The organism is Duganella margarita (assembly GCF_009857535.1).
In the GTDB taxonomy this organism is placed as follows: domain Bacteria; phylum Pseudomonadota; class Gammaproteobacteria; order Burkholderiales; family Burkholderiaceae_D; genus Rugamonas; species Rugamonas margarita.
In genome coordinates this window covers 43,358-67,623 of record NZ_WWCS01000008.1, presented here as the reverse complement: position 1 = coordinate 67,623, position 24,266 = coordinate 43,358, and the positions used below count along the sequence as shown (strand labels likewise).

Sequence of the window (24,266 nt, the reverse complement as noted above, 5' to 3'; positions counted from 1 at the left end):
TTTAGTCCGGGCGGATATGTTCGCGCAGCGCCTGCAGGATGTCGGCGATTGCCACACCATCCGCTTCCGCTTCAAAGTTGCGCAGCACACGGTGCGCCAGCACCGGCAGCAGCATCTCGGCGATGTCTTCTCGTGTGACCGCCAGACGGCCCTGCATCAGCGCGCGCGCCTTGGAGGCCAGCACAAGCGCCTGGCCGGCACGCGGCCCTGCGCCCCAGGCGATATGTTTTTTCACCGCCGGCACCGTGGTCAGCGCCGGCCGCGTCGCCCGTACCAGGCGGGTGGCATACGCCAGCAGATGCTCGCCGATTTCGATATCGCGCACCAGCTGCTGAAGGCGCAGCAGCGTGGCGACATCCATTACCGGCTCGGCGTCTTTCAGACCGGCGTGCGTGGTGGCCGACACCATGGCGATTTCCTCGGCCTCGGTCGGATACACCACATCGATGCGCAGCAGGAAGCGGTCCAGCTGCGCCTCCGGCAGCGGATAAGTGCCGGCCTGCTCGATCGGATTCTGCGTCGCCAGCACAAAGAACGGCTTGGGCAGCTTGTGCGTCTGGCCGGCAAAGGTGACGGAGCGCTCCTGCATCGCTTCCAGCAAAGCCGATTGCGTCTTCGGCGGCGCGCGGTTGATTTCATCCGCCAGCAGCACCTGCGTGAACACCGGCCCTTGCTGGAAGCGGAACTCGCGCTTGCGCGTCGCATGGTCTTCTTCCAGGATTTCGGTGCCGACGATATCCGACGGCATCAGGTCCGGCGTGAACTGCACGCGATGGAAGTCCAGCTCCGTCGCCTGCGACAGCGACTTGACCAGCAGCGTCTTACCCAGTCCCGGCACGCCCTCCACCAGCGCATGGCCGCCGGCCAGCAGGCAGATGATCAGCGAATCGATCACGTTCTCCTGGCCGATGATCACGCGCGCCATGCTGGCCTTGAGCGCCTTCACCTTGGCGGTCAGCGCGCCGATTTCATTTTCGCTCCAGGCGATTGCACCATCAGCCATAATAACTACGCTCCCAACGCATATTGAATGATATTGACCGCAAAGCGGGTATTGTCGACCGCGAGGAATCGTTTGTTGCGGAAGTCATAGTCCCACTCGCAGCCGTAGTCCTTGTTGCTGTACAAAAGCCGCACGCGGCCGCCGACCTCGATCGCCTTCAGATAGTCGTGCACCAGATCGTCGCCCCAGCCGTTCAGCTCCACGCCGGTATTCGGCGGGCCGTCTTCAAACTTGAAGAAGCTCGAATAGATCGGATGGTTGTTGGGGATCTTGTGCAGCGCCTTGGCCCCGAAGATGCGGCCGATTTCAGCCTCGAACGATTTCGCAAACAGCCCGTCGATGTCGTGGTTGCAGTCGTCCACGAACAAAAAGCCACCGCCCTTGATATAGCGCTCCAGGTTCTTGCGCTCGGCCGCCGTGAACTGCACCAGCTTGTGGCCGGCGAAATAGCAGAACGGCGCCTCCAGCATCTTGGGATCGGACAGCGCGACGATGCGCTCAACGGGATCGACCCGCAAGGTGGTGTACTCCACCAGCGAGTTAAGCACGTTGCTGGGCATGCGGACATCCACATCCCAGTCGCCCGACTCGTAGGTCAGGCGGGTGAAATAAAAATCGTACGAGGCCACAGCCGTCCTTACACCGCGTCCGACAAGGACGTGAAGTTAAAGTCGCGCACCTTCATCGGCGGAATCAGCATCTGATAGCGCACCTCGTCGCCGCCAATCACCACCGGCTTGCCCAGTTCATCGATATTGTTCAGCATCGACACCGGGCTTTCGTTGAAGCGGAAGTTCTTCACCGGGTGCTTGATCTTGCCGTTCTCGATGTAGAAGGTGCCATCGCGCGTCAAGCCGGTCAGCAGCAGCGACTGCGGATCGACCATGCGGATATACCAGGTGCGCGTAACGAGGATGCCCTTCTTGGTCGACGCAATCAGCTCTTCGGTCGACTTGCCGCCGCCCGCCATGATCATGTTGCCATGACGGCCGGTGGCGCGCTGGCCCTGTTTCTCGGCCCAGTAGCGCGTGTAGTCCAGCGAGGCGATCTTGCCGCCTTTGACCACGTCCGCGCGCTCGCGCGCCAGCATGGCCTGGCCATCCCACGGCAGCACCGGCACGTCCGGATTCCACGGATCGGCCCAGATATTGACCTGTTCATCGAACAGCTTTTCGCCCAGGCGATTACCGCCGCCCTTTTTCGACAGGAAGCTGCGGCCTTCGTCGGCCTGGCGCGCATCGAAGGCGCCGAACATGCGGCCGATGATTTCCGACGTCGCCGCCGGCTCCAGGATCACCGTGTAGCGGCCCGGCTCCAGCGCTTTCGCGTCGACCGATTTCAGCGCCTTTTCGATAGCGATCTCGGAGGCCTCGCGCGCATCGAACTTGCGCGCATCGTTGGCGGAGCGCGTCACCCAGCCGGAGCCACGGCCATCTTCGGTGCGGGTGGTGACGGTAAAGCCCAGGTTACTCAAGGTCTGGTAGCCGAACACGCCGTTGGAGTTGGCCACCGTTTCAAAGCCGCTGGTATCGCTGAAGAAGCCCGCCGCCACCAGTCCGTGCTTGCGCGCCGAGTTGATGCTTAGCGCCGCCACTTCGGCGCGATACTCCGGATCGATGGCCGCAGTGGCCTCGCTGAAGGTGGCCGACGATTTGTAATCCTGCTTCTTCACCGCCGGCTGAAACTCCGGGTTTTCCGGCGCCAGGCGCGCCACATCTTCGGCGCGGCGGATCACCTTTTCCAGCGATTTGTCGTCAAACTCGTTGATCGAGGCCGTACCCTGCCGCTTGCCGAAAGCGACGCTCACCGTCAGCTGCGTATTCTCCGCCAGGCCGGCCGTCGACACCGCATTGCGTGCATAGCGGATATTGCCGTTGCGCGAGCCGCTGATCTGCACCCGGCATTCGTCTGCCTTGGACAGCGACATCAGCTTGTCGCAAACGCGTTTTGCTTCTTCCTGATTCAGCATCTTCATCTGTTATCCAATCTTGCGAGCGGTGTTGATTACGTTGATGCCGTTGAAGCGCGTCGTTGGCGAACCATGCGACACGGCGCTCACCTGGCTAGGCTGGCCTTTGCCGTCGAAGAACGAGCCGCCCATGCGCCAGTCGCGTTCATCGCACAGCGCGGTGCAGGCGTTCCAGAACTCCTGCGTGTTCGACTGGTAGGCCACGTCTTCCAGCTGCTGGCCGATCTTGCCGTTCTTGATTTCGAAATACAGCTGGCCGCCAAACTGGAAGTTGTAGCGCTGCTGGTCGATCGAGTACGAACCGCGGCCCAAAATGTAGATGCCCTTCTTGACGTCCTTGACCATCTCGTCCGGCGTCAGCTGCTTCTTGCCCGCTTCCAGCGACACGTTGGGCATGCGCTGGAACTGCACGCTGCTCCAGCTGTCCGCATACGAGCAGCCTTGCGATTCCTTCTCGCCGATGATGGCTACCTGGTCGCGCGTGGCCTGGTAGTTGACCAGGATACCGTTGCGGATCAAGTCCCAGCGTTTGGAGGCGACGCCTTCATCGTCATAGCCTACAAGGCCCAGCGAAGCCGGCGTGGTCTTGTCGGCGACGATGTTGACCAGCTCCGAGCCATACTTGAAGTTCTTCGACTTCCACTTGTCCAGCGTGGCGAAACTGGTACCGGCGTAATTGGCCTCGTAACCCAGCACACGATCCAGTTCGGTGGCGTGGCCGACCGATTCGTGGATGGTCAGGAACAAGTGTTCCGGCGACAGCACCAGATCGTACTTGCCCGGATCGACCGTCTTTGCGGTCAGTTTTTCACGCGCCTGTCGGCCCGCCGCCCGTGCATCTTCAATCAGATCGTAAGCGCCCTTGTACAGCGTGGTGACGCCACCCGCCGCCTTGATGCGGTTCTCCGCTTTGCAGTCGAAGAATTCAAAGCCCATGCTGGCCGGCGACGACAGGCCGTCGCGGGTGCGGAACTTGCCACTGGCCTTATCGACGGCGGTGGCGGTGAACGGCGACCACAGACGATGGATGTCCTGGTCGATATACGAACCGTCGGTGGACGCAAAGTACTTCTGCTGGTTCACCTGGAACAGGTTGGCCGCCATGAAGCTGGCGCCCGCATCCAGTCCGGCCTTGTTCGCGGCCAGCAGCATGTCTGCCTTGTCCTTGATCGGCACTGCGCGCCAGTCCTTCTTGAACGGCGTGGCCCACGCCACTTCGCCCACGCCTTTGACGGGCGCCAGCACCACCGGCTCGGTTTGCAGCCTGGCGTTGGCTTTGGCGATGGCGACCGCCTGGCGCGCCGCATCGGCCACCGAGTCCAGCGTCATCACGTTGGTCGAGCAGAAGCCGTAAGCGCCGCCGGCGATCACGCGCACGCCGACACCGGACGATTCGGTGTTGACGATGTTTTCCACGTTCAGGTCACGCGTGGTGATGAACTGGTTCAGATAGCGGCCGATGCGTACGTCGCAGTACGAGGCACCGGCCTTGGTCGCGGCGTTCATTGCGGCGTCGGCCAGCGATTTCTTGAATTGCACCGCCATGGGATTGAGCAGCTCCTCGGCTGCAATCGCGTTACCGAAGACCGGCACCAGCAGGCTGCCGCCAGCGACCGCGCCTACTTTTAAAAATGAACGACGTTCCATAAAATTCTCCAGGCCTGCGCACGTCCTCCCCGCGAAGGCGGGGATCCATCCCACGCCGATCCAGACGCGCGGTATAGACTCCCGCCTGCGCGGGAGTGACGTTGGTTACACTGCGTCCGAAAGCGACGTAAAGTTAAAGTCGCGAACCTTCATCGCCGGAATCAGCAACTGGAACTGCGACTCGTCGCCCGACAGAATCTCCGGTTTGCCGATTTCGTCGATATTGTTCAGCATCGATACCGGGCTTTCATTGAAGCGGAAGTTCTTGATCGGATGCTTGATCTTGCCGTTCTCGATGTAGAACGTGCCGTCGCGCGTCAGGCCGGTCAGCAGCACCGACTGCGGGTCCACCATGCGGATATACCAGGTACGCGTGACCAGGATGCCCTTTTTGGTATTGGCGATCAGCTCTTCGGTCGACTTGTTGGTGCCGGCCATGATGATATTGCCCGGCGTGCCGATGGCGCGCTTGCCCTGCTTCTTGGCCCAGTACTGCGAATAATCCAGGTTGGCGATGCGGCCATTCTTGATGATGTCCTGGCGTTCGCGCGCCAGCATGCTGCCGGTATCCCACGGCAGCACGGCGACGTCCTTGTCCCACGGGTCGGCCCACACATTGACCTGCTCATCGAACAGCTTTTCGCCCAGGCGATTGCCGCCGCCTTTTTTCGACAGGAAGCTGCGGCCCTCGTCGGCGGAACGCGCGTCGAAGGAGTTGAACATATACGCCAGCACGTCGGAGGTGGCGGCCGGTTCCAGGATCACCGTGTAGCGGCCCGGCTCCAGCGCCTTGGCATCGACCGAACGCAAAGCCTTTTCGATGGCGACATCCGAGGCAGCACGCGCATCGAACTTGCTGGCATCGCCCACGCTGCGCTTGACCCAGCCGGAACCGCGGCCATCTTCGGTGCGTACCGTCAGCGTGAAGTCCAGGCCCGTATCGGTCTGGTAGCCGAACACGCCGTTGGAGTTGGCGATGGAGGTGAACTGCGTACCGTCGGTGAAGAAGCCCGCCGCCACCAGCTTATTCTTGCGCGAGTTCTCGATGCTGTAGGCCGCCACCTGTGCGCGGAATTCAGGATCGATGTCGGCGGTCTTCTGGAAGAAGGTCTGCGACGCCTTGTACTCCTGCTTGGTCGGCGTCGGCATGAACTCCGGATTTTCCGGCGCCAGGCGCGCCAGGTCTTCCGCGCGGCGCACGGCTTTTTCCAGCGACTTGTCGTCGAACTCATTGACCGAAGCCGTACCCTGTTTTTTGCCGAAGGCGACGGACACCACCAGCTGCGTGTCTTCAATCAGGCCGGCGGTGGAAACGGCGTTGCGCGCATAGCGGATGTTGCCCTTGCGGCTGCCGTTGATGGTGACCTCGCACTGGTCGGCCTTGGTCAGCGCCAGCAGTTTATCGCTGATACGCTTGGTCTCTTCTTGACTCAGGAATTTCATCTTGTCTCTCTCCAGGACTTAGCCGATCTTGCGGGCGGTATTGATCACGTTGATGCCGTTGAAGCGCGTCGTCGCCGCGCCGTGCGACACGATGGACACTTGCGGCGGCTGGCCCTTGCCGTCGAAGAAGGAGCCGCCCATGCGCCAATCGCGCTCGTCGCAGATGCCCACGCAGGCGTTCCAGAACTCCTGGGTATTCGACTGGTAGGCCACGTCTTCCAGCTGCTGGCCGATCTTGCCGTTCTTGATTTCGTAGAACAGCTGGCCGCCAAACTGGAAGTTGTAGCGCTGCTGGTCAATCGAGAACGAGCCGTCGCCGACGATGTAGATGCCCTTCTTGACGTCCTTGATCATTTCGTCCGGCGTCTGCTTCCTGGCGCCGGCCTTGAGCGACACGTTCGGCATGCGCTGGAACTGCACATTGGCCCAGTTGTCAGCGTACGAGCAGCCGTGCGATTCCTTCTCGCCGATGATGTGGGCCTGGTCGCGCGTGGCCTGGTAGTTGACCAGGATGCCGTCCTTGATGATGTCCCAGTTCTTGCACTTGACGCCTTCGTCGTCGTAGCCGACCGCGCCGAGCGAACCTGGCGTGGTCTTGTCGGCCACGATGTTGACCAGGTCCGAACCGTATTTGAATTTCTTCGACTGCCATTTATCCAGCGTGGCGAAGCTGGTACCGGCGTAATTGGCCTCGTAGCCCAGCACGCGATCCAGTTCGGTCGGGTGGCCGACCGATTCGTGAATGGTCAGCCACAGGTGTTCCGGCGACAGCACCAGATCGTACTTGCCCGGTTCCACCGACTTGGCTTTCAGCTTGGCCCTGGCCTGCTTGCCGGCCAGGCGCGCGTCTTCAATGATGTCGTAGGATTTGGTGTACAGCGTGGTCACGCCTCCTGCCGCCTGCAGCTTGTGCTCGGGACGCGCGTCCAGGTATTCGTAGCCCATGCCGACCGGCGCCGAAAGGCCCTGGCGCGAACGGAACTTGTTCTCTTTCTGGTCGACGGCGGTGGCGAAGAACGGCACCCACAAACGGTGCACGTCCTGGTCGATGTAGGAGCCGTCGGTCGATGCGAAGTACTTCTGCTGGTTCACCTGGAACAGCAAGGACTGCATGAAGCTGGCGCCGCCGTCCATGCCGGCCTTGTTGGCGGCGATCAGCAGCTCGGCCTTTTCCTTGATCGGCACCGTGCGCCAGTCCTTGGTGATCGGCGTGGCCCACGCCACTTCGCCCACGCCTTTGACCGGCGCCAGGATCAGCGGTTCGGTTTGCAGCTTGGCGTTGGCCTTGGCGATGGCGACTGCCTGGCGCGCGGCGGCTGCCACGCCGTCCGGCGTCATGTCGTTGGTGGCGGCAAAGCCGTAGGCGCCGCCGGAGATCACGCGCACGCCGACGCCGGCCGACTCGGTGTTGGTGACGTTTTCCACGTTCAGGTCCCGCGTGGTGATGAACTGATTCAGGTAGCGGCCCACGCGCACGTCGCAGTAGGAAGCGCCGGCCTGGGTGGCGGCCGTCATCGCGGTGTCGGCCAGGGCTTTTTTGAACTTCACATCCACTTGCGTCAGCAGTTCTTCGGCAGCGATGGCGCGGCCAAAGGAGGGCAGCAGCATCGTGCCCAGCGCCAGACTACTGATATTGAGGAAAGCACGTCGTTCCATAGTATCTCCAACATTGTTGTGGGCCAGCCGCCCATTTGGCAAAATATCCGTCGCCTGTTCTAGTGATTTGCCAATATTAGCGGCGGATTAAGAACACGGATTGCAAAATGTATGCCATCGACAAGTGTTGTGCAAGTGTCTGTTTTATTAGTGTTGCGTGGCCGACGAAGTGTCCGCACAGTGTCCGCGAAGTGTCCGCAGAGTGTCCGAGGCTTGTCCGCGCACCGGGGCGGTGCGGATATGTCGTTTCGCTTGACCTGTTTGCGTGCTTGGCCGATGATCGCGCTCACCACCACACATCAGGAGACTGTGCATGAAACGATTTATCCTGGCGGCTGTCGCCACCATGACGCTGGTCGGCGTGAACACCGCCGCGCAGGCCGACGACGCGCTGAAGGCCGCCATCGCCGCGCCAACGCGCACGCCGGACAACGTCAAGCGCGATGTCTATCGCCATCCGTACGAGACGCTGAGCTTTTTCGGCATCAAGCCGACCATGACGGTGGTTGAGCTGGCGCCGGGCGGCGGCTGGTATACCGAGATCCTGGCGCCGTACCTGCGCGATCACGGCAAGCTGATCACCGGCGGCAATGACATGGCGTCGCCCAACGAGGGCGAGCGCCGTGGCGCCGAACGCTTCATGGCGCGCCTGAACGCCAAGCCGGAGGCCTACAACAAGGTGGCGATCGGCGTGTTCTCGCCGGGCCGCAAATACGAGCTGGCGCCGCCGAACAGCGTCGACATGGTGCTGACCTTCCGCAATATCCACAACTGGATCGAGCTGGGTCCGGACAAGATGAAGGATTTGTTCGGCAACCTGTACACGGTGCTGAAACCGGGCGGCGTGCTGGGGGTGGAAGAGCATCGCCTGCCAGCGTCGAAGACGCAGGATGCGACGGCCAGCAGCGGCTATATGCATGAGCAGTATGTGATCAAGCTGGCGGAAGCGGCCGGCTTCAAGCTGGCTGGCAAGTCGGAGGTCAACGCCAACCCGAAGGATACGGCCGATCACAAGGGCGGCGTGTGGGCACTGCCGCCGACTTATGCCAATAAGGATGAGGATCGCGCCAAGTACCAGGCCATCGGCGAGAGCGACCGCATGACGCTCAAATTCGTCAAGCCGTAACCCGCACTGCGTGAGAGGGGTCTGACCCCGTACGGGGTCAGACCCCGCCGCTGATCGACCTGCGGGGTAATAGTCAGAACCGCGTGAATTTGGTTTCGTCCGGGGTGCTGTCGGACACCAAACCGACCGTGCGCACCGGCCTCGCGGCGGCGGCGTTCTTCAACACCGTCGGGCGCCGCAGCGCCACGCGCGGCGCGTCGTCCACTGCGTACTGCTTGAACACCGCCATCAGGCGCCGCAGCTGATCCGACTGTGCGCTCATCTCCTCCGCCGTCGCCGCCAGCTCTTCCGAACTGGCCGCATTCACCTGCGTGGTCTCGCTCAGCTGGATGACCGCGCTATTGATCTGCCGCACGCCGGACGACTGCTCTTCCGACGCCGCCGTAATCTCCTGCACCAGCTCCGAGGTCTTGCGGATATTCGGCGCCAGGTGATCGAACATCTCGCCCGCCTGCTCCGCCAGTTTGACGCTGTCCGCCGCCACCGCGCTGATCTCCTGCGCCGCCACCTGGCTGCGCTCGGCCAACTTGCGCACCTCGGCCGCCACCACCGCAAAGCCCTTGCCATGCTCGCCCGCGCGCGCCGCTTCAATCGCCGCGTTCAGCGCCAGCAAATTGGTCTGGTAAGCGATATCGTCGATGATGCCGATCTTGCCGGCGATTTGCTTCATGGCCGATGCGGTGGCTTTCACCACCTCGCCGCCGCGCGCCGCTTCCACCGCCGCCTGCGTGGCGATGCCGTCGGTGATCTTGGCGTTCTCGGTATTCTGCGCAATCGACGCCGTCATCTGCTCGATCGAGGCGCTGGTCTCTTCCACGCCTGCGGCCTGCTCGCTGGCCGCCTGCGACAGGGACTGCGCCGTCGCGCTGACCTCCTGCGATGCACCGGACAATCCGGAAACCACCATCTGCACATCCCGCACAATCGAAGACAGGCTGCGCGCCAGCCATACCGCCAGCACGCAACCGAGAATGGCGATCACCACATCCACCGCCAATATCATCTGCTTGGCGGAGTTGGTCACGTCCGTCATGGCCGCCGATTCCTTCTGGGTTTCCGCATCGTTCACCTTCAGTAGCTTGCGGAAGGCGGCGGCGATGGCTTCGTCCGCACCTTTGATGTTCTTGTCCATCTCCAGCGCCGTCATGCCCTTCTCGTGCATCGCCTCGAGTTGCCCCATGCTGTGGTCATAGGCCTTGACGCCGTCCTGCACCTCTCCCAGCAGCGCCTGCTCTTCCGCCGACAGCGCACCGGCTGCGCGATACGCCGCCATCTCTTTTTCGATCACTGCCAGCTCGGTGCGGAACTGCGCATTGCTATCGGGGCCACGCAGGATATAGTTTTTGAAGTGACGCACCGCGCGGCCATGCGCCGTCACCGCTTCCAGCACGGCGTTCTTGCGCGCCAGCGTGACGTTTTCAAAGTCGGTCCAGTGATCGTGCAGGGACGTCAGCTTGCTGAAGGCGATCACGCCCATCAGCACCACCAATACAACAACCAGGCCAAACCCGGTATGCAGCCGGGTCTCCATTTTCATCTGCTTGAACATAGGCGGGTACTCCTTGGAGAGACGGGATGACAATTCATTGTGAACCAATATTGCCCGCTAATTCTCACCAAAACTAACGGTGCGGCATTCCAGCGTCAGAACTTCACGAAGTTTGTCTCATCCGGGTCGCTCATCTCCGGCATGCGGCGGCTGGAGCCTGCGCCGACCGGCTGCCGGCCGGTGCGCCGCGGCTTCTGTTTGATTACCGGCGCGCGCACCGCCCGTTTGCCGCCGGCCAGCTTGAAGAAGGACATGGCCTGTTGCAGCTGCTCCGCCTGCGCGCTCATCTCTTCCGCCGTCGCCGCCAGCTGTTCGGAGCTGGACGCGTTCTGCTGCGTGGTCTGGCTCAGCTGCGTCACCGCCGAGTTAATCTGGCCGACGCCGGCCGACTGCTCTTCCGACGCTGCCGTAATCTCCTGTACCAGGTCCGAGGTGCGGCGGATATTCGGCACCATCTCGTCCAGCAGCTGGCCGGCCTTCTCCGCCAGCTCCACGCTGCTGGACGCCACCTGTTCGATTTCCTGCGCCGCCACCTGGCTGCGTTCGGCCAGCTTGCGCACCTCGGCCGCCACCACGGCGAAGCCCTTGCCATGTTCGCCCGCGCGCGCCGCCTCGATGGCCGCGTTGAGCGCCAGCAGATTGGTTTGATAGGCGATATCGTCGATGATGCTGATCTTCTTGGCGATCTGCTGCATCGCCGCCACGGTGGACTTGACCGCCGCGCCACCTTCCGCCGCTTCCAGCGCGGCCTTGCTGGCGATGCTGTCGGTGACCTTGGCATTTTCGGTATTCTGCGAAATGGAAGCCGTCATCTGCTCGACCGAGGCGCTGGTCTCCTCGGTGCCGGCCGCCTGTTCGCTGGCCGCCTGCGACAAGGACTGCGCCGTGGCGCTGACCTCTTCCGACGCCGACGCCAGCGCCTCGGCGCCGTTGTTCACTTCCTGCACCACGCTGGACAGCTTGTCGATCATGCCTTTCATCGCCGCCAGCAGGCTGCCGGTGTCGCCGGCTTTGAGCTGCACCTGCGCACTCAGGTCGCCGTCGGCCACCTGCCGCACGATGTCCGCTGCGTACGACGGATCGCCGCCCAGCTGTTTCATGATGCCGCGCAGGATCAGCAAACCCAGTGCCACCAGCAGCGCCAGTGCCACGGCGGATGCGGCATACATGCGCGAGGCAGCGGACGCCGATGCGGCATCGGCTTCCTTTACCGCCTCGTCGCCATAGCGCACGTTCAGTTCCACCAGCTTATCCAGATTGGTTTCCAGCTCATGGAAGGCATTGCGGTTGTCGAGCAGGTTGTTATGCAGCGCGGCGAACAAGTCCTTGCGCCTGGCCGGATCGGCGCCCTGGATCTGCGTCAGCACGCTGCCGAATTCAGCGTCTTTGTTCTTCCACGTCTCCCACGCCTTGACGAAGGTCTTCCACACCGTGGCTTCCTCGGGCGACTGCGGCAGCGCGTCGTAGACTTTCCATGCCTGGTCGATCTGCGTAAAAATCTCCGCGCGGCGTTTGATCTGCTGCGCGATTTCCGCCGTGTTTTCCGGATACGACGCCACCGCTTCCGCCGCGCGGTTGGCGGAACGGATGCCGGTCTTGCCCTCGTTGATGGTCATCAGCGCCTGCACCGACGGCATGCGGTTCCTGCCGATTTCCGCCAGCATCTCGCCTTCCTTTTTCAGCCCCTGGAAGGCGATCACCACCACCAGCAACAACGCCAGCACTGCCACAGCAATCAGCGCCAGGATCTTGGTCCTGACTGTCAATTTCGCCAACATGAGCTTCTCCTGTTTATTCCATTCCCGCCAGCGCGCGCAAGCGGCGCCGGTCCTGTCGCATCCACCCCACCAAATCGTCAGCCGGCATCGGTTTGGCCAGCAGATAACCCTGCGCCAGATCGCAACCGAGATCGCGCAGCAGCTTCCAGTCTTCCACCGTTTCCACGCCTTCCGCCACCGTCGCCACGCCCAGACTCTGGCCCAGATCGAGCGCGCTTTTCAACACCATCAGGCGGTTAGGCCATTGCGCCGCGCCGTTGACGAAGGCGCGGTCGATTTTCAGCTCAGTGAACGGGCAGCGCGCGAACTGCTGCATCGATGAATAGCCGATGCCGAAATCGTCCATCGCCAGCCCAAAGCCCATCAGCCGCAAACGGCCCATATTGGTCAGCGCCTGCGACAGCTGGCGCATCACGCTGGTCTCGGTCACCTCCCACACCAGCGACGCCGGCGCCACGCCGGACTGCATCACCAGCGCCGTCAGGCGGTCAATGAAGCTGCGGTCGGACAGGTTGTCGGCGGACAGGTTGACCGACACCGCCAGCGCCGGCAGGCCGGCCTGCTGCCAGTGCAGAATGTGCTGCAGCACTTGCTGCACCAGGAGCAGCGTAAAGTCGGCCATCAGCGGATGGCCTTCCAGCGTGTCGATGAAGTACCCCGGCGACAGCAGCCCGCGCTGCGGATGCTGCCAGCGCGCCAGCGCTTCCACGCCTTTCAGCTGGCCGCTTTGCATGGCGATCTTGGGCTGGAACCAGGGCAGGAATTCGTGGCGTTCCAGCGCCTGCGCCACTTCTTCCAGCGAGGCCTGCGCCGGTGTCGGTGCAGCGGGCCGGCTGTCATTGTTGCGGTCATTGACCTTGGACAGCAGCAGCGCCAGGGAGTCCAGCTGCACCGGCTTGAGCAAGGTGCCCAGCAGGCCGATGGACGCGTCCTCGCACGCCATGTTTTCAATGATCTCCAGCAGGCGCGGATCGCGCGCGCTGACCACGATCAGGTTTTCCGCCAGATCGCGTTCGCGCAGCTGGCAGGTCAGTTCGATGCCGTCCATGCCGGGCATTTCCAGATCGGTCAGCACCAGGAAAATGCGGTCGTTCCGCTCGCGCTCCAGTAGCTGCAAGGCTTCGTTGCCGTCAGCCGCTTCGAATATCTCGCCAAACGCCAGCTGCTTCAACAGGCCGACCAGATAGCCGCGCTGCACGGCGCTATCCTCAACCACCAGCACACGGCGGCCGGCCCAGGGAGCGGAGGTGGTTGGCATATTCATGTTCAATATTGAAGCTGTTGCAGGATTTCGCGGTAGATGGCGTTGAGCGGCACCGACTTCTCGACGCCGCCGCGCTTCACCGCTTCCTTCGGCATGCCATAGACCACGCAGCTCGCCTCATCCTGCGCCACCGTGCGCGCGCCTGCCTTGAGCATCTCCAGCATGCCGGCCGCGCCGTCGTCGCCCATGCCGGTCATGATCACGCCCAGCGCATTGGCGCCGGCAGCGCGCGCGGCGGAGCGGAACAGCACATCCACCGATGGCCGGTGGCGATTGACCAGCGGGCCATCCACCACTTCCACGAAATACTGCGCGCCGGTACGCCGCAACAGCATATGCTTGCCTCCCGGCGCAATCAGCACCTGCCCTTGCAGCACGCGGTCGTTGTTCTCGGCCTCCTTCACGCGCACTTCGCACACGCTGTCGAGCCGCGCCGCAAACGCCGCCGTGAACTTCTCCGGCATGTGCTGCACCACCACGATGCCGGGCGCGACGCGCGGCAGCGCCGTCAGCACCTCTTCCAGCGCCTGCGTGCCGCCGGTGGAGGTGCCGATGGCCACCACCCGTTCCGTGGTCGCCGTCATCGGCCGCGCATCGGTAGGCGGCAGAATGGCGTCCGCATTCAGCTTGACGGTGACCGGCGGCGGTGGCGGCGAGGCCAAAGCGCGCGCCGCCAGCTTGCCCACATGCGCACCGGCGGCGGCGCGCACGGCGGACACCAGTTCGTCGGCGCTGTCATGCAGGAACTGCTTCAGGTCCAGGCGCGGCTTGGTGATGATCGCCACCGCGCCGGCGGTCAGCGCCTCCACCGAGGTCTGCGCGCCTTTCTCCGTCAGCGTCGAGCAGATCACCACCGGCGTCGGATGTTCGGTCATCAGCTTGCGCAGGAAGGTGATGCCGTCCATCTTGGGCATTTCCACGTCCAGCACGATCACGTCCGGCCACTGCACCTTCATGCGCTCGATCGCCAACAACGGATTGGCCACCGCATGGGTGACGGTGATGCCGGGCGCCGCGTTCAGCAGGCCGCTCAGCACCTGCCGCACCACGGCGGAATCGTCGACGATCATGACCTTGATTTCACTCATGCCTGAATCCTTGCTCCTGCGTTGCCCCATCCCGGTTCCGGCGGAACCTGGCGGCTCAGCACCTCGCCGTTACGGATGGTGAAGATGAGTTGACGATGTCCTTCGCCGAACAGGCTTTCGGACACCACTTGGATGCCATGCTGCTGCAGCATGCTGCGCGCGTAGTCGCCGTTCTGCATGCCGATATCCTTGACCTTGGCGCTGCGCGGGAACATCGCGCCGCCGCCGAAGATCTTGCCCTGGCACTGAATCAGCGGCACGCCCTGCTGCGCCATGCCGTCCACCAGCAACTGCATGGCGTCGGCGCCGTACATGCCCGGCTTGTCGTCTGGCCGATCGCTCTTGCGCCGCCCGTGGCCCGGCAGCAGGAAGTGCGACATGGCGCCGATGCGCAGCGCCGGATGCCACAGCGTGATCGACACGCACGACCCCAGCAAAGTGCGCACCCGATACTGCCCGTTGCCGACGAAGTAATCGCCCGGCATCAGGAAGATATCGATCAACTTGGCGTCGTTCATGGCTTGCGATAAATCGACGGTGCGACTGCGGTCAAGGTGTCGTTGATATCGTTCAGTGTTTCCGAGTGGCCGATCAGGAAGTAGCCGCCCGGCCGCAGTTGCGCCAGCAAGCGCGCCACCACCTGGCGTTTGGTCTCCAGGCTAAAGTAGATCATCACATTGCGCAGGAAGATCACGTCAAACGTGCCAAGGCGCGGCAGCGGCGCGTTCAGGTTCAGATGCTGGAACTGCACCCGCTGCCGCAAGGGACGTTCGATCAGCATCGTGCCTTCCTCCGAGCCCTGGCCCTTGAGACAGAAGCGCTTCAGGTAGTGCTGCGGCATCTGCGACGCCCGCTCCATCGGATAGTGGCCGCTGCGGGCGCGCTGCAACACACGGGTGCTGATGTCGGTGCCCAGCACCTCCCATGCGCCGTCCACGCCCATCACGTCGGCCAGCACCATGGCGATGCTGTACGGCTCCTCGCCGCTGGAGCTGGCCGCGCTCCACACGCGCAGCGCGCGGCCCTTGTCGCGCGCCTCCTGCGCCACGTCGCGCAGCAGCGCAAAGTGCTTGGGCTCGCGGAAGAAGTAGGTCTCGTTGGTGGTCAGCAGGTCCACCGCCACCTGCAATTCGGCCGGCTGCGCGCGGCTCTCCAGCAGGCGCAGATAATCGCTGTAACTGGCGAGCTGGTAATGCGCCAGCCGCTTGGCCAGGCGGCCGCTGACCAGCGCCTGCTTACCGTCGGACATGGTGATTCCTGCGGCGTCGAAGATAAAGCGCTGGAATTGCAGAAACTCGCGCTCGGTGATCGTCGCCACGGTCATGATGCACCGCGCTTTACGCCTGGGCGGCAGCGGTGCTGCGCGCCAGGTCAACGATCTCTTCGCCCGACAGCACGCGCTCGATGTCGAGCAGGATCACAAAGCGGCCGCTGTGTTTACCCATGCCGGCGATGAAGTCGGGCCGGATGCGCGTGCCGAACGACGGCGCCGGCTCGATATCGGTGGCGGCGATTTCCACCACGGCGTTGACGGCGTCCACCAGCATGCCCAGCACCTGCTTTTCCTCGCCGCCCGCCTCGACGATGACGATGCAGCTACGCTTGCCGATCACGCTGGGCGCGCGGCCGAAGCGCGCCGACAGATCCATCACCGGCACCACCGCGCCGCGCAGGTTGATCACGCCGCGCACGCAGTCCGGCATCATCGGCACCGTCGCCAGGCTGCCGTATTCGATGATCTCCTTGATGTGCAGGATGCCGACCGCATACTGCTCGTCGCCCAGCATGAAGGTGAGGAACTGGCTTGGCAGCGCGGGCTCGGTTTGCAGCGCGGCGATGGCGCTGCCGCCGTAACTGGCAACGCTGGAACGGGAAGATTCGGTTGCAGTGCTCATCTGATGGTTCTCCTATGCGGCCAGCGCCGCCACGGCGCCCTTGGCGCCGACGACATGCATCAGGGCCGCCACGTCCAGTATCAGGGCCACCTCGCCGCTGCCCAGGATGGTGGAGCCGCTGATGCATTTGACTTCGCTGAACAGCGGGCTCAATGGTTTGATCACGGTCTGGAATTCGCCCAGCAGCGTGTCGACCACCAGCCCGGCGCGCTGGTTGCCGAACTTGAGCACCACAATGCTCTCGCGCCGCGTGGCCGCGCCGTCGATGCGGAACACCTGGCGCAGGCGCACCAGCGGCAGCACCTGGCCGCGCAGGTTGGTGTAGTCCTGCCCCGGTTCGGTGGCGTACTCGATGCACTCTTCGATCATGTCCAGCGGGATGACGAATACCGACGATCCCACCTGCACCAGGAAGCCGTCGATGATGGCCAGCGTCAGCGGCAGGCGCACCGTCACCGTGGTGCCCTGCCCTTCCTTGCTGCCCACGTCCACGCTGCCGCGCAGCGCCTGGATATTGCGCTTGACCACGTCCATGCCGACGCCACGCCCGGACAGGTTGGTGATCTTCTCCGCCGTCGAGAAGCCGGCTTCAAAAATCAGGTTGTAGATTTCGCTGTCGGTCAGCTTGCGCTCCGGGTCCACCAGTCCGCGCTCGATGGCCTTGGCCAGGATCTTCTCCTTGCGCAGGCCGCCGCCGTCGTCGCTGACCTCAATCACGATGCTGCCCGATTCGTGGAAGGCATTCAGCTTGATCATGCCCTTGGCCGGCTTGCCGGCCGCCACGCGCACCTCGGCCGGTTCGATGCCGTGGTCCATGGCGTTGCGCACCAGGTGCATCAGCGGATCGCCGATTTTTTCCACCACGGTCTTGTCCAGCTCCGAATCCTCGCCGTCGACCATCAGGCCGATGTCCTTGCCCAGTTCCCGCGCCACGTCGTGCACCACGCGCTGGAAGCGGTTGAAGGTGGCGCCGATCTTCACCATGCGCAGTTCCAGCGCGGCGTCGCGCACGTCCTCCACCAGGCCGGTCATCGTGGAGGTGCACTCCAGCAGTTCCGTGTTTTGTATGCGCTGGCCTATCAGGTTGGCGCGCGCGCCGGCGATGATCAGTTCGCCCACCAGGTCGATCAGCCGATCCAGCTTGTCCGAGTCGACGCGGATCGACCGGCTTTCCTGTGCCTTCTGTTCGCTGACCTGCTTTTGCTTGGCCAGCGCGGCTTCCACCACCACCGGCGGCACATTGCCGGCGCCGACCAGGATGCTGCCCAGCTGCTGCGCCGGCGCGTCATCCGGCTTGCCGGATTGCTGGTGCAGCGCCTCTTCCAGCTCGTGCGCGGTGACGCTGCCGCAGCGGACCAGGATCTCGCCCAGCCGCGCGGCGCGCTCCGGCAAGGAGCGGATCAGGTTGACGTATTCCGACACCTTGCTGTTAGGCGGGATGATGCGGATCTCGCAATCGTCCTGCACGAACTCGAATACGCCGGCGATGGCTTCGCGGTCGGCCGTGCTGTCGAAGGCGATCTCGAAACCCAGGTAGCACAGCTCCGCATCCATCTCGTCGGCGGCGGGCAGCGCATCCGGGATGGTGGCGATGCCGACGATGCGTCCCAGCTTGCCCAGGTAGCGCAGGAAGGCGATCGGGTCCATGCCGTTTTGCAGCACCACGCGGCCGAAACGCAGCGAGATGTGCCAGTAGTCGCTGTCGCCGCGCTCGCTGTCGATGCGCTCGACGCTGGGCTCCGCGCTCACCGTCAGATGGGCCGCCACTGCCGCCGACGATGCCGTCGCTTCGCCGTCCATGTGGCGGCGCAGCTGCTGTTGCAGCATCTCGCCTTCCGGCGCGGTGTCGGGGTTCTGCTCATGCTGGCCGGCGGCCAGGCCGTTGATCATGCCGGACAGGTAGTCGCAGCAGGACAGCAGCAGCACCACCATCTCGTCGTTGAGCGTCACGCTGCCGTCGCGCACCTTGTCCAGCAGGCTTTCCACCACGTGCGTGAAGGCGACAATATGATCGAGGCTGAACAGCCCCGCCGAGCCCTTGATGGTGTGCGCGGCGCGGAAGATGGCGTTGATCGCTTCGTCCTGGTCGCCGGCCAGGTCCACATTCAGCAGTGCGTTCTCCATCTCCTCCAGCAGCTCGCGGCTTTCGGCGATAAAGGTCTGTAGCGCGTCGTCCAGGTTCATGGCGTCCCCTCAAGCGTGTATCAGCACGGCGTCGCCGAAGAAGGCGACCAGGTCCAGCATTTCAATAATTTCCACCACCGCAGGGCTATGCTGCAGCAGCCGCAGTTCGCGCTGCTCCGCCGTCGCGGTCTGCTTGGCCAGCATCAGCACCTGCAGGCCGGCGGTATCGAGCTCGATCACGCCGGACAAATCGATTTCCAGCACGCGCGTCTGGCGCAGCGCTTCCAGCACGCTGACTTTCAGATCGGCGGCGCGGTAGATCGTCAGTTCGCCGTCCAGGGACATCCGGGTAACGTCGTCCGCCATCGCAGCCTCCGTCCAGTTAGCTCAATCGATTATGGCAGTACCAGCTTGGCCACGGCGCCCAGCAGCACTTCCGGTTTGAACGGCTTGACCACCCACGCCCTGGCACCGGCGGCCTTGCCTTCTTCCTTCTTGCTCTCCTGCGACTCGGTGGTCAGCATGATCACCGGCGTGAATTTATAGTTGGGCAGCTGCTTGAACTGCTTGACGAAGGTGATGCCGTCCATATTCGGCATGTTGACGTCGCACACCACCAGATGGATTTTCTGCCCGGTGCATTTGGCCAGCGCATCGACGCCGTCGCGGCCCTCGATCACTTCGTATCCCGCGCCCTTCAGCGCAATGCCCACCACCTGCCGCAGTGAAGCTGAATCATCGACCACCATAATGGTTTTTGCCATGTCTCATCTATCCTCAGAAAAAAGTGATTTCATCGGCGGCCGCTGCCGCCGGCGCCGCCAGTCTGGCGCCGCCGTGCACCGCGTGTTCTTCCGCCATTGCGTAGGTCTTTTGCAGTTCGTGCAGCAGCAGGTCCGGATCGAGCGCGTCCAGCACGCCGCTGGCTTCGTAGGCGGCGCGGTGCTCGCGCAGCAGCAGCGGCAGGCGCTCCATGTTCTCGCGCACGTGCGACATCACCTGGCTGACCCGGTCCTGGAACTGCAGCTGCACCAGCGCCTGGCCCACTTCACCCTGGATGCCGACGCTCTCCTGCTTGAGCAGCTCGGACGACTGCACCAGTGCATCCGTCATCTGGCGGAATTCGTTGAGCACCGCCTCGATCATGCCTTCGGCCGACTGCATCGATTTGTCTTCCGCCTCGCTGGATTGTTCGGCGGCCTGGCTGGCGGCCAGGATGGCGCTGCTGATCAGTCCCACGCGGTTGGTGATTTCCTTGCCGGTTTCGGCCGAGCGCATCGACAGCATGCGCACCTCGGTGGCCACCACCGCGAAGCCGGCGCCTGCCGGGCCGGCGCGCGCCGCTTCGATGGCCGCGTTCAGCGCCAGCAGATTGGTTTGCGCGGCGATGCTGGCCACCCCCTCGGCCATGCCGCGCAGTTCGCGCGTGAAGCGTTCCAGATCCTTGATTTGCCCGAGCATGGCGTGCTTGGAGGCCATCGCCGATTTCATCGACGTCACCACCGAGCCGAGCCGGGTTTCGCTGTGCGCAAACACCTCGGTCATCGCGCTGCCGCCCTGGTTGCCGGCGCCGGAAACGTGCAGCGCGTTGTCCAGTTTGTCGACGATGCTGGAGAAGCGCGACGCCAGGTCGGACACCGCTTCTTCCATCTGCGTGCGGGAGTTTTCAATATGCCGGCACCACACCGGCAACACCGCGTCGCCGAAGCGTTCGCGACTTGCAAGATAGTCGTCGATCATCGGGGGGTCGCCGCTGGCGGCGCCGGCGCCGAATCCGCTGTCGCGCGTGAGCCACACGGCGGCCCCCAACAACAGCGCGGCCCAGATCAGCGTGGGCCAGCCCCAGGTGCTCCAGCCTGCCACGACGGTGCCGACCGCTCCGGCGGCGGCCAGCCCCATGGGCACGAGAATCTTGCGGTTCAACCCGGTATCGCTCTTCACTGGACGCCACCTCGCCGTAGTCGCGGGGCACACTCGCAGCACGCCTCCGGTGTCCCACTGTAGCGCAGAAACCCGGGCCACGCCACCGCCCACGTTGCGCAGCCGCATCAAGCCGCCATTGCTCCTCGACATTTTCGGCCGGAGCTAGTACATTGCCAATCTTATTAAATTCTTAATTCCTGGAGTTAACATGAAGCAGTATGGAGCGGAATTTTTCGGCACGTTCTGGCTGGTGCTGGGCGGTTGCGGCAGCGCCGTGCTGGCGGCCACCTTTCCCGGCGTCGGCATCGGCCTGCTGGGCGTGGCGCTGGCCTTCGGCCTGACGGTGCTGACCATGGCGTTCGCCGTCGGCCACATATCGGGCGGCCACTTCAACCCGGCGGTATCGATCGGCCTGTGGGCCGGTGGCCGCTTCCCGGCCGCGCAGCTGCTGCCCTACGTCGTGGCGCAGGTGCTGGGCGGGCTGCTGGCTGGCGGCGTGCTGTACCTGATCGCCAGCGGCAAGGCCGGCTTTGACGTCAGCGCCGGCTTCGCCGCCAATGGCTACGGCGCGCACTCGCCGGGCGGCTACTCGCTGAGCGCGGCGCTGGTGTCGGAAGTGGTGATGACCATGATGTTCCTGCTGGTGATCCTGGGCGCCACCGACGCCCGCGCGCCGAAAGGGTTCGCGCCGCTGCCGATCGGCTTCGCGCTGACGCTGATCCACCTGATCTCGATCCCGGTCACCAACACCTCGGTCAACCCGGCGCGCAGCACCGCCGTCGCCCTGTACGTGGGCGACTGGGCGGTCAGCCAGCTGTGGCTGTTCTGGCTGGCGCCCATCGCCGGCGCGCTGCTCGGCGCGCTGATCTACCGCGCCATCGGCAAGGCCGATCCGGCTTAAGCCAGCAGCTTGCGGGGCGGCGCCGCACGGCGCGGCGCGTTGGCATCGTCGAGCTTGAAGATGCTGACGGCGTCGGCCAGCTGCGCGGCCTGTTCCTGCATGGCGCCGGCCGCCGCTGCGGCCTGCTCCACCAGCGCGGCGTTCTGCTGCGTCACATGGTCCATCTGCGAGATGGCGACGTTGATCTGTTCGATACCGTGGGTCTGCTCGACGCTGGCGTTGCTGATCTCGGCCATGATGGCGGTCACGCGCTGGATGCTGCTGACCACCTCCTCCATCGTACTGCCGGCCTGGCCCACCAGGCGCGTGCCGGTTTCCACCTTGCCGACCGAGTCGTCGATCAGCGTCTTGATCTCCTTGGCGGCGGCAGCCGAGCGCTGCGCCAGGTTGCGCACCTCGGAGGCGACCACCGCAAAGCCGCGGCCCTGCTCGCCGGCGCGCGCCGCTTCCACCGCCGCGTTCAAGGCCAGGATGTTGGTCTGGAAGGCGATGCCGTCGATGACGCCGATGATGTCGACAATTTTCTTCGACGACTGGTCGATGGAGGCCATGGTCTGCACCACATCCGACACCTGCGAACCGCCGCGCTGCGCCACCTCGGCCGCGCTGGCGGCCAGCTGGTTGGCCTGGCGCGCGTTCTCGGCGTTCTGCTTGACGGTGCTGGTCAGCTCTTCCATCGACGACGCGGTTTCCTCCAGCGAGCTGGCCTGCTCCTCGGTGCGCGACGACAGGTCCAGGTTGCCGGCGGCGATTTCCGACGACGCCGTGGTGATCGTATCCGTCCCGTTGCGCACCTCGCTGACGATGCGCACCAGACTGGCCGACATGCGCTGCAGCGCGTGCAGCAGCTTGCCCGTTTCATCCTTGCTGTAGTCGTGGTGCGCGCCCTGGCGATGGTCGACCAGGTCGCCCTCGGCCACCGACTCGGCCAGCGCCACCGCTTGATTGATCGGCCGCGTGATGCCGCTGGTCAGCCACCAGGCAAACGCCACGCCAAACGCCACCACCAGCACCGCCAGCAGCACCAGCAGGTTGCGGCTATCGCTCGAGACCTGCTCGATGCGCACGGCGGCGGCGTCGATCTCCTTGCGCTGGTGCTCCAGGATGCGCTGCAACATGCTCTCATACACTTTGCAGGCCGGCAGATATACCTGCTCCAGCAGGCGGGTCGCTTCGGCGGCGTCGCCGGACGCCTTGGCCTTCATCAGCCCGTCGCGCGACTCCAGGTAAATCTTGCGGGTGGCGCCCAATTCCGCCATCAGCTTGCGGTCATCGTCGTTGGACAGGGCCTCGATCTGCTTGATCAGCCCCTGCGAAAAGACGGTGGCGCTTTTGGCTTCGTCGGCAAAGAAGGTGGCCAGCGAGGGGTCGGCGCTCTTGGCGATGGCGGTGGTGCGGCGGATGCCGGCGAACACATTGCGATACCAGTCGGAGATCAGCCGTTCCTTGGCCAGCGGCTGCGCCATCATCTCGCGGGTGGCGGCGGCCACGCCCTGCAGGCGGTAAATGCCCAACGCCGTGTTGAGGATGAGGATGGCAAGAATGACGGCAAAACCCAACGCCATCCGCCTGCCGATGCTGAGATCAGATATTTTCATGCCGGTCCCCTAGTTTTGAATTGTTCTTTGATGGTAACGCCAAAAAGCATATCACTGGGCAACTTCTTCAACTGCTTGAAGTTTGAAATAAATTTTAATTTGCATTCTAATTTGCAACAAATCTTGTGTCACGGACTGGGAAAAGGTTTACACTTTGCGATTACCTTGTACAGCCGTTTACATCGTTGGTTTTCTTGACAACCTTGTCGGCAGTTCTTCACCGCCACTCCCAAACAACTGAGATGAGCAACGCATTCCTAGAACACCGCGCTAAATACCGCGAAGTCGTGGCACGCCGCTACGGCGTCACCCCAGAACTGTACGATGAAGCCTCGCGCCAGCTGGCGCCGCTGGCTGTCCCTTTCAGCATGCGCAAGGGCGAATACCTGCAACGCATCGGCACGCCGGCGCAGTATGTGCACTGGCTGCACAGCGGCGTCACGCGCACCGGCTTCATTACCGAGGCCGGCAACGAAGTCACCCAGCATTTCCAGACCGACGGCGAGTCGGTTGGCGCCCATGACGACCTGTTGCGTTCGCGTGAAGCGGAACCGGCCTTGAATTTTGTGGTGGCCGAGACGGCCATTCACGGCTATCGGCTGGACTGGTCGGAAATCATCGCGCTGTATAAACGCAACAGCGACCTGCGCGACTACTACCTGGGCGCGGCCCAGCGCAGCATCATCGACCAGAGCCGGCGGCTGTACCTGAACGCCTCGCCGGCGCAGGGCCGGCTCAATGCCTTCCGGCGCGAGTATCCGGGGCTGGAGCAGCGCATTTCGCAGAAGGTGGTGGCGTCGTTCCTGGGCATTACGCCACAGTACATGTCGCAGTTGCTGCGGCTGGACGGCAGCAAGCGGTAATAAAAAAGGCGCTCCACGGAGCGCCTTTTGATTTGCTGGCTTTATTTATTTCTTGATGCTTTTGATTTTGTTGTTTTCATCCACAAACACCAGCTTCGGCACGTGGGTTTCGATTTCCTGGTCGGTCATCGGGCCGTAGGTGCAGATGATCAGCAGGTCGCCCAGCTGCGCCTTGCGGGCGGCGGCGCCGTTCAGCGAAATCTCGCCGCTGCCGCGCTTGCCGGGAATGGCGTAGGTGGCGAAGCGCTCACCGTTGTTCACGTTGTACAGCTCGATCTGCTCGTTGACTTTGATATCGGCGGCTTCCAGCAGGTCGACGTCGATACCGCAGGAACCTTCGTAGTTCAGGTCGGCCTGGGTCACCGTCACGCGGTGCAGCTTGGAGCGCAGCATAATACGTTGCATAGAATTCTTTCCCTCGATAGTAATCGTTCAAACT

The 24,266-nt window shown here is 63.5% G+C and carries 22 protein-coding genes; 3 read left to right on the top strand and 19 right to left on the bottom strand.

Going from position 1 to position 24,266, the window contains the following annotated elements:
- Position 1: 1 nt before the first annotated feature.
- The 6 genes from GTP55_RS14070 to GTP55_RS14045 form a co-directional block, all read right to left on the bottom strand.
- A complete protein-coding gene (locus tag GTP55_RS14070) occupies positions 2-1,003 on the bottom strand; it encodes an AAA family ATPase (protein ID WP_110846353.1) in 1,002 nt (333 codons plus the stop codon).
- A 5-nt stretch (positions 1,004-1,008) separates the two neighbouring features.
- Complete coding sequence (locus GTP55_RS14065) at positions 1,009-1,632, bottom strand: DUF4159 domain-containing protein (protein WP_161045553.1); 624 nt, start codon at positions 1,630-1,632, stop codon at positions 1,009-1,011.
- A gap of 8 nt (positions 1,633-1,640) precedes the next feature.
- Positions 1,641-2,978: a TldD/PmbA family protein gene (locus GTP55_RS14060; RefSeq protein ID WP_161045552.1), complete on the bottom strand. Its 1,338-nt coding sequence runs from the start codon at positions 2,976-2,978 to the stop codon at positions 1,641-1,643.
- A gap of 3 nt (positions 2,979-2,981) precedes the next feature.
- On the bottom strand, positions 2,982-4,619 hold the full coding sequence (locus tag GTP55_RS14055; RefSeq protein ID WP_161045551.1) for a TldD/PmbA family protein: 1,638 nt from the start codon (positions 4,617-4,619) through the stop codon (positions 2,982-2,984).
- Positions 4,620-4,724: 105 nt separating this feature from the next.
- The gene (locus tag GTP55_RS14050; RefSeq protein ID WP_161045550.1) at positions 4,725-6,062 is read right to left on the bottom strand and encodes a TldD/PmbA family protein; all 1,338 of its coding nucleotides are present in this window, start codon (positions 6,060-6,062) and stop codon (positions 4,725-4,727) included.
- A gap of 18 nt (positions 6,063-6,080) precedes the next feature.
- Positions 6,081-7,718 (bottom strand): TldD/PmbA family protein, encoded by a 1,638-nt coding sequence (locus tag GTP55_RS14045; protein WP_161045549.1) that lies wholly within the window; start codon positions 7,716-7,718, stop codon positions 6,081-6,083.
- 313 nt (positions 7,719-8,031) lie between these two features.
- On the opposite strand from GTP55_RS14045, the gene GTP55_RS14040 reads away from it, so the two are divergent.
- Positions 8,032-8,844, top strand: a complete 813-nt coding sequence (locus GTP55_RS14040; protein ID WP_161045548.1) for a class I SAM-dependent methyltransferase — start codon at positions 8,032-8,034, stop codon at positions 8,842-8,844.
- A gap of 73 nt (positions 8,845-8,917) precedes the next feature.
- Here the strand turns inward: GTP55_RS14040 and GTP55_RS14035 are convergent, their stop codons facing one another.
- The 11 genes from GTP55_RS14035 to GTP55_RS13985 form a co-directional block, all read right to left on the bottom strand.
- A complete protein-coding gene (locus GTP55_RS14035) occupies positions 8,918-10,393 on the bottom strand; it encodes a methyl-accepting chemotaxis protein (RefSeq protein ID WP_161045547.1) in 1,476 nt (491 codons plus the stop codon).
- Positions 10,394-10,488: 95 nt separating this feature from the next.
- On the bottom strand, positions 10,489-12,171 hold the full coding sequence (locus GTP55_RS14030) for a methyl-accepting chemotaxis protein (protein ID WP_161045546.1): 1,683 nt from the start codon (positions 12,169-12,171) through the stop codon (positions 10,489-10,491).
- Between the two features lie 13 nt (positions 12,172-12,184).
- Complete coding sequence (locus GTP55_RS14025) at positions 12,185-13,429, bottom strand: EAL domain-containing response regulator (RefSeq protein ID WP_229257931.1); 1,245 nt, start codon at positions 13,427-13,429, stop codon at positions 12,185-12,187.
- Positions 13,430-13,437: 8 nt separating this feature from the next.
- Positions 13,438-14,523: a protein-glutamate methylesterase/protein-glutamine glutaminase gene (locus GTP55_RS14020; protein WP_161045544.1), complete on the bottom strand. Its 1,086-nt coding sequence runs from the start codon at positions 14,521-14,523 to the stop codon at positions 13,438-13,440.
- Positions 14,520-15,041 (bottom strand): chemotaxis protein CheD, encoded by a 522-nt coding sequence (locus GTP55_RS14015; protein ID WP_161045543.1) that lies wholly within the window; start codon positions 15,039-15,041, stop codon positions 14,520-14,522. The genes GTP55_RS14020 and GTP55_RS14015 overlap by 4 nt, the downstream gene beginning before the upstream one ends.
- Positions 15,038-15,847: a CheR family methyltransferase gene (locus GTP55_RS14010; RefSeq protein WP_202423707.1), complete on the bottom strand. Its 810-nt coding sequence runs from the start codon at positions 15,845-15,847 to the stop codon at positions 15,038-15,040. Before GTP55_RS14010 ends, GTP55_RS14015 begins: the two co-directional genes overlap by 4 nt.
- Positions 15,848-15,860: 13 nt before the next feature.
- Positions 15,861-16,418 (bottom strand): chemotaxis protein CheW, encoded by a 558-nt coding sequence (locus tag GTP55_RS14005; RefSeq protein ID WP_161045542.1) that lies wholly within the window; start codon positions 16,416-16,418, stop codon positions 15,861-15,863.
- A gap of 12 nt (positions 16,419-16,430) precedes the next feature.
- Positions 16,431-18,602, bottom strand: a complete 2,172-nt coding sequence (locus tag GTP55_RS14000) for a chemotaxis protein CheA (protein WP_161045541.1) — start codon at positions 18,600-18,602, stop codon at positions 16,431-16,433.
- Between the two features lie 9 nt (positions 18,603-18,611).
- The gene (locus GTP55_RS13995; protein WP_161045540.1) at positions 18,612-18,908 is read right to left on the bottom strand and encodes an STAS domain-containing protein; all 297 of its coding nucleotides are present in this window, start codon (positions 18,906-18,908) and stop codon (positions 18,612-18,614) included.
- Positions 18,909-18,937: 29 nt separating this feature from the next.
- Positions 18,938-19,306: a response regulator gene (locus GTP55_RS13990; RefSeq protein WP_161045539.1), complete on the bottom strand. Its 369-nt coding sequence runs from the start codon at positions 19,304-19,306 to the stop codon at positions 18,938-18,940.
- A gap of 13 nt (positions 19,307-19,319) precedes the next feature.
- Positions 19,320-20,483: a methyl-accepting chemotaxis protein gene (locus GTP55_RS13985; protein ID WP_371868350.1), complete on the bottom strand. Its 1,164-nt coding sequence runs from the start codon at positions 20,481-20,483 to the stop codon at positions 19,320-19,322.
- A 190-nt stretch (positions 20,484-20,673) separates the two neighbouring features.
- Between GTP55_RS13985 and aqpZ the strand changes: the two genes are divergently transcribed.
- On the top strand, positions 20,674-21,366 hold the full coding sequence (gene aqpZ / locus GTP55_RS13980) for an aquaporin Z (protein WP_161045537.1): 693 nt from the start codon (positions 20,674-20,676) through the stop codon (positions 21,364-21,366).
- On the opposite strand, the gene GTP55_RS13975 is transcribed toward aqpZ, so the two are convergent.
- On the bottom strand, positions 21,363-22,964 hold the full coding sequence (locus tag GTP55_RS13975; protein WP_161045536.1) for a methyl-accepting chemotaxis protein: 1,602 nt from the start codon (positions 22,962-22,964) through the stop codon (positions 21,363-21,365). The genes aqpZ and GTP55_RS13975 overlap by 4 nt on opposite strands.
- Positions 22,965-23,206: 242 nt before the next feature.
- Between GTP55_RS13975 and GTP55_RS13970 the strand changes: the two genes are divergently transcribed.
- Positions 23,207-23,827 (top strand): Crp/Fnr family transcriptional regulator, encoded by a 621-nt coding sequence (locus GTP55_RS13970; protein WP_229257930.1) that lies wholly within the window; start codon positions 23,207-23,209, stop codon positions 23,825-23,827.
- Positions 23,828-23,872: 45 nt separating this feature from the next.
- Here the strand turns inward: GTP55_RS13970 and panD are convergent, their stop codons facing one another.
- Positions 23,873-24,232, bottom strand: a complete 360-nt coding sequence (gene panD, locus GTP55_RS13965; RefSeq protein WP_110846333.1) for an aspartate 1-decarboxylase — start codon at positions 24,230-24,232, stop codon at positions 23,873-23,875.
- Positions 24,233-24,266: the final 34 nt, after the last annotated feature.

What these genes read in the sequence shown, in the direction of transcription:
- aqpZ (WP_161045537.1), top strand. Translation starts at nt 20,674, where the DNA reads ATGAAGCAGTATGGAGCGGAATTTTTCGGCACGTTCTGGCTGGTGCTG.
- GTP55_RS14025 (WP_229257931.1), bottom strand. Translation starts at nt 13,429, where the DNA reads ATGCCAACCACCTCCGCTCCCTGGGCCGGCCGCCGTGTGCTGGTGGTT.
- GTP55_RS14020 (WP_161045544.1), bottom strand. Translation starts at nt 14,523, where the DNA reads ATGAGTGAAATCAAGGTCATGATCGTCGACGATTCCGCCGTGGTGCGG.
- GTP55_RS13970 (WP_229257930.1), top strand. Translation starts at nt 23,207, where the DNA reads ATGAGCAACGCATTCCTAGAACACCGCGCTAAATACCGCGAAGTCGTG.
- GTP55_RS14050 (WP_161045550.1), bottom strand. Translation starts at nt 6,062, where the DNA reads ATGAAATTCCTGAGTCAAGAAGAGACCAAGCGTATCAGCGATAAACTG.
- GTP55_RS13995 (WP_161045540.1), bottom strand. Translation starts at nt 18,908, where the DNA reads ATGGCGGACGACGTTACCCGGATGTCCCTGGACGGCGAACTGACGATC.
- GTP55_RS13975 (WP_161045536.1), bottom strand. Translation starts at nt 22,964, where the DNA reads ATGAAAATATCTGATCTCAGCATCGGCAGGCGGATGGCGTTGGGTTTT.
- GTP55_RS14040 (WP_161045548.1), top strand. Translation starts at nt 8,032, where the DNA reads ATGAAACGATTTATCCTGGCGGCTGTCGCCACCATGACGCTGGTCGGC.
- GTP55_RS14055 (WP_161045551.1), bottom strand. Translation starts at nt 4,619, where the DNA reads ATGGAACGTCGTTCATTTTTAAAAGTAGGCGCGGTCGCTGGCGGCAGC.
- GTP55_RS14000 (WP_161045541.1), bottom strand. Translation starts at nt 18,602, where the DNA reads ATGAACCTGGACGACGCGCTACAGACCTTTATCGCCGAAAGCCGCGAG.
- GTP55_RS14035 (WP_161045547.1), bottom strand. Translation starts at nt 10,393, where the DNA reads ATGTTCAAGCAGATGAAAATGGAGACCCGGCTGCATACCGGGTTTGGC.
- GTP55_RS14045 (WP_161045549.1), bottom strand. Translation starts at nt 7,718, where the DNA reads ATGGAACGACGTGCTTTCCTCAATATCAGTAGTCTGGCGCTGGGCACG.
- GTP55_RS14005 (WP_161045542.1), bottom strand. Translation starts at nt 16,418, where the DNA reads ATGAGCACTGCAACCGAATCTTCCCGTTCCAGCGTTGCCAGTTACGGC.
- GTP55_RS14010 (WP_202423707.1), bottom strand. Translation starts at nt 15,847, where the DNA reads ATGACCGTGGCGACGATCACCGAGCGCGAGTTTCTGCAATTCCAGCGC.
- GTP55_RS14060 (WP_161045552.1), bottom strand. Translation starts at nt 2,978, where the DNA reads ATGAAGATGCTGAATCAGGAAGAAGCAAAACGCGTTTGCGACAAGCTG.
- panD (WP_110846333.1), bottom strand. Translation starts at nt 24,232, where the DNA reads ATGCAACGTATTATGCTGCGCTCCAAGCTGCACCGCGTGACGGTGACC.
- GTP55_RS13990 (WP_161045539.1), bottom strand. Translation starts at nt 19,306, where the DNA reads ATGGCAAAAACCATTATGGTGGTCGATGATTCAGCTTCACTGCGGCAG.
- GTP55_RS14070 (WP_110846353.1), bottom strand. Translation starts at nt 1,003, where the DNA reads ATGGCTGATGGTGCAATCGCCTGGAGCGAAAATGAAATCGGCGCGCTG.
- GTP55_RS14015 (WP_161045543.1), bottom strand. Translation starts at nt 15,041, where the DNA reads ATGAACGACGCCAAGTTGATCGATATCTTCCTGATGCCGGGCGATTAC.
- GTP55_RS14030 (WP_161045546.1), bottom strand. Translation starts at nt 12,171, where the DNA reads ATGTTGGCGAAATTGACAGTCAGGACCAAGATCCTGGCGCTGATTGCT.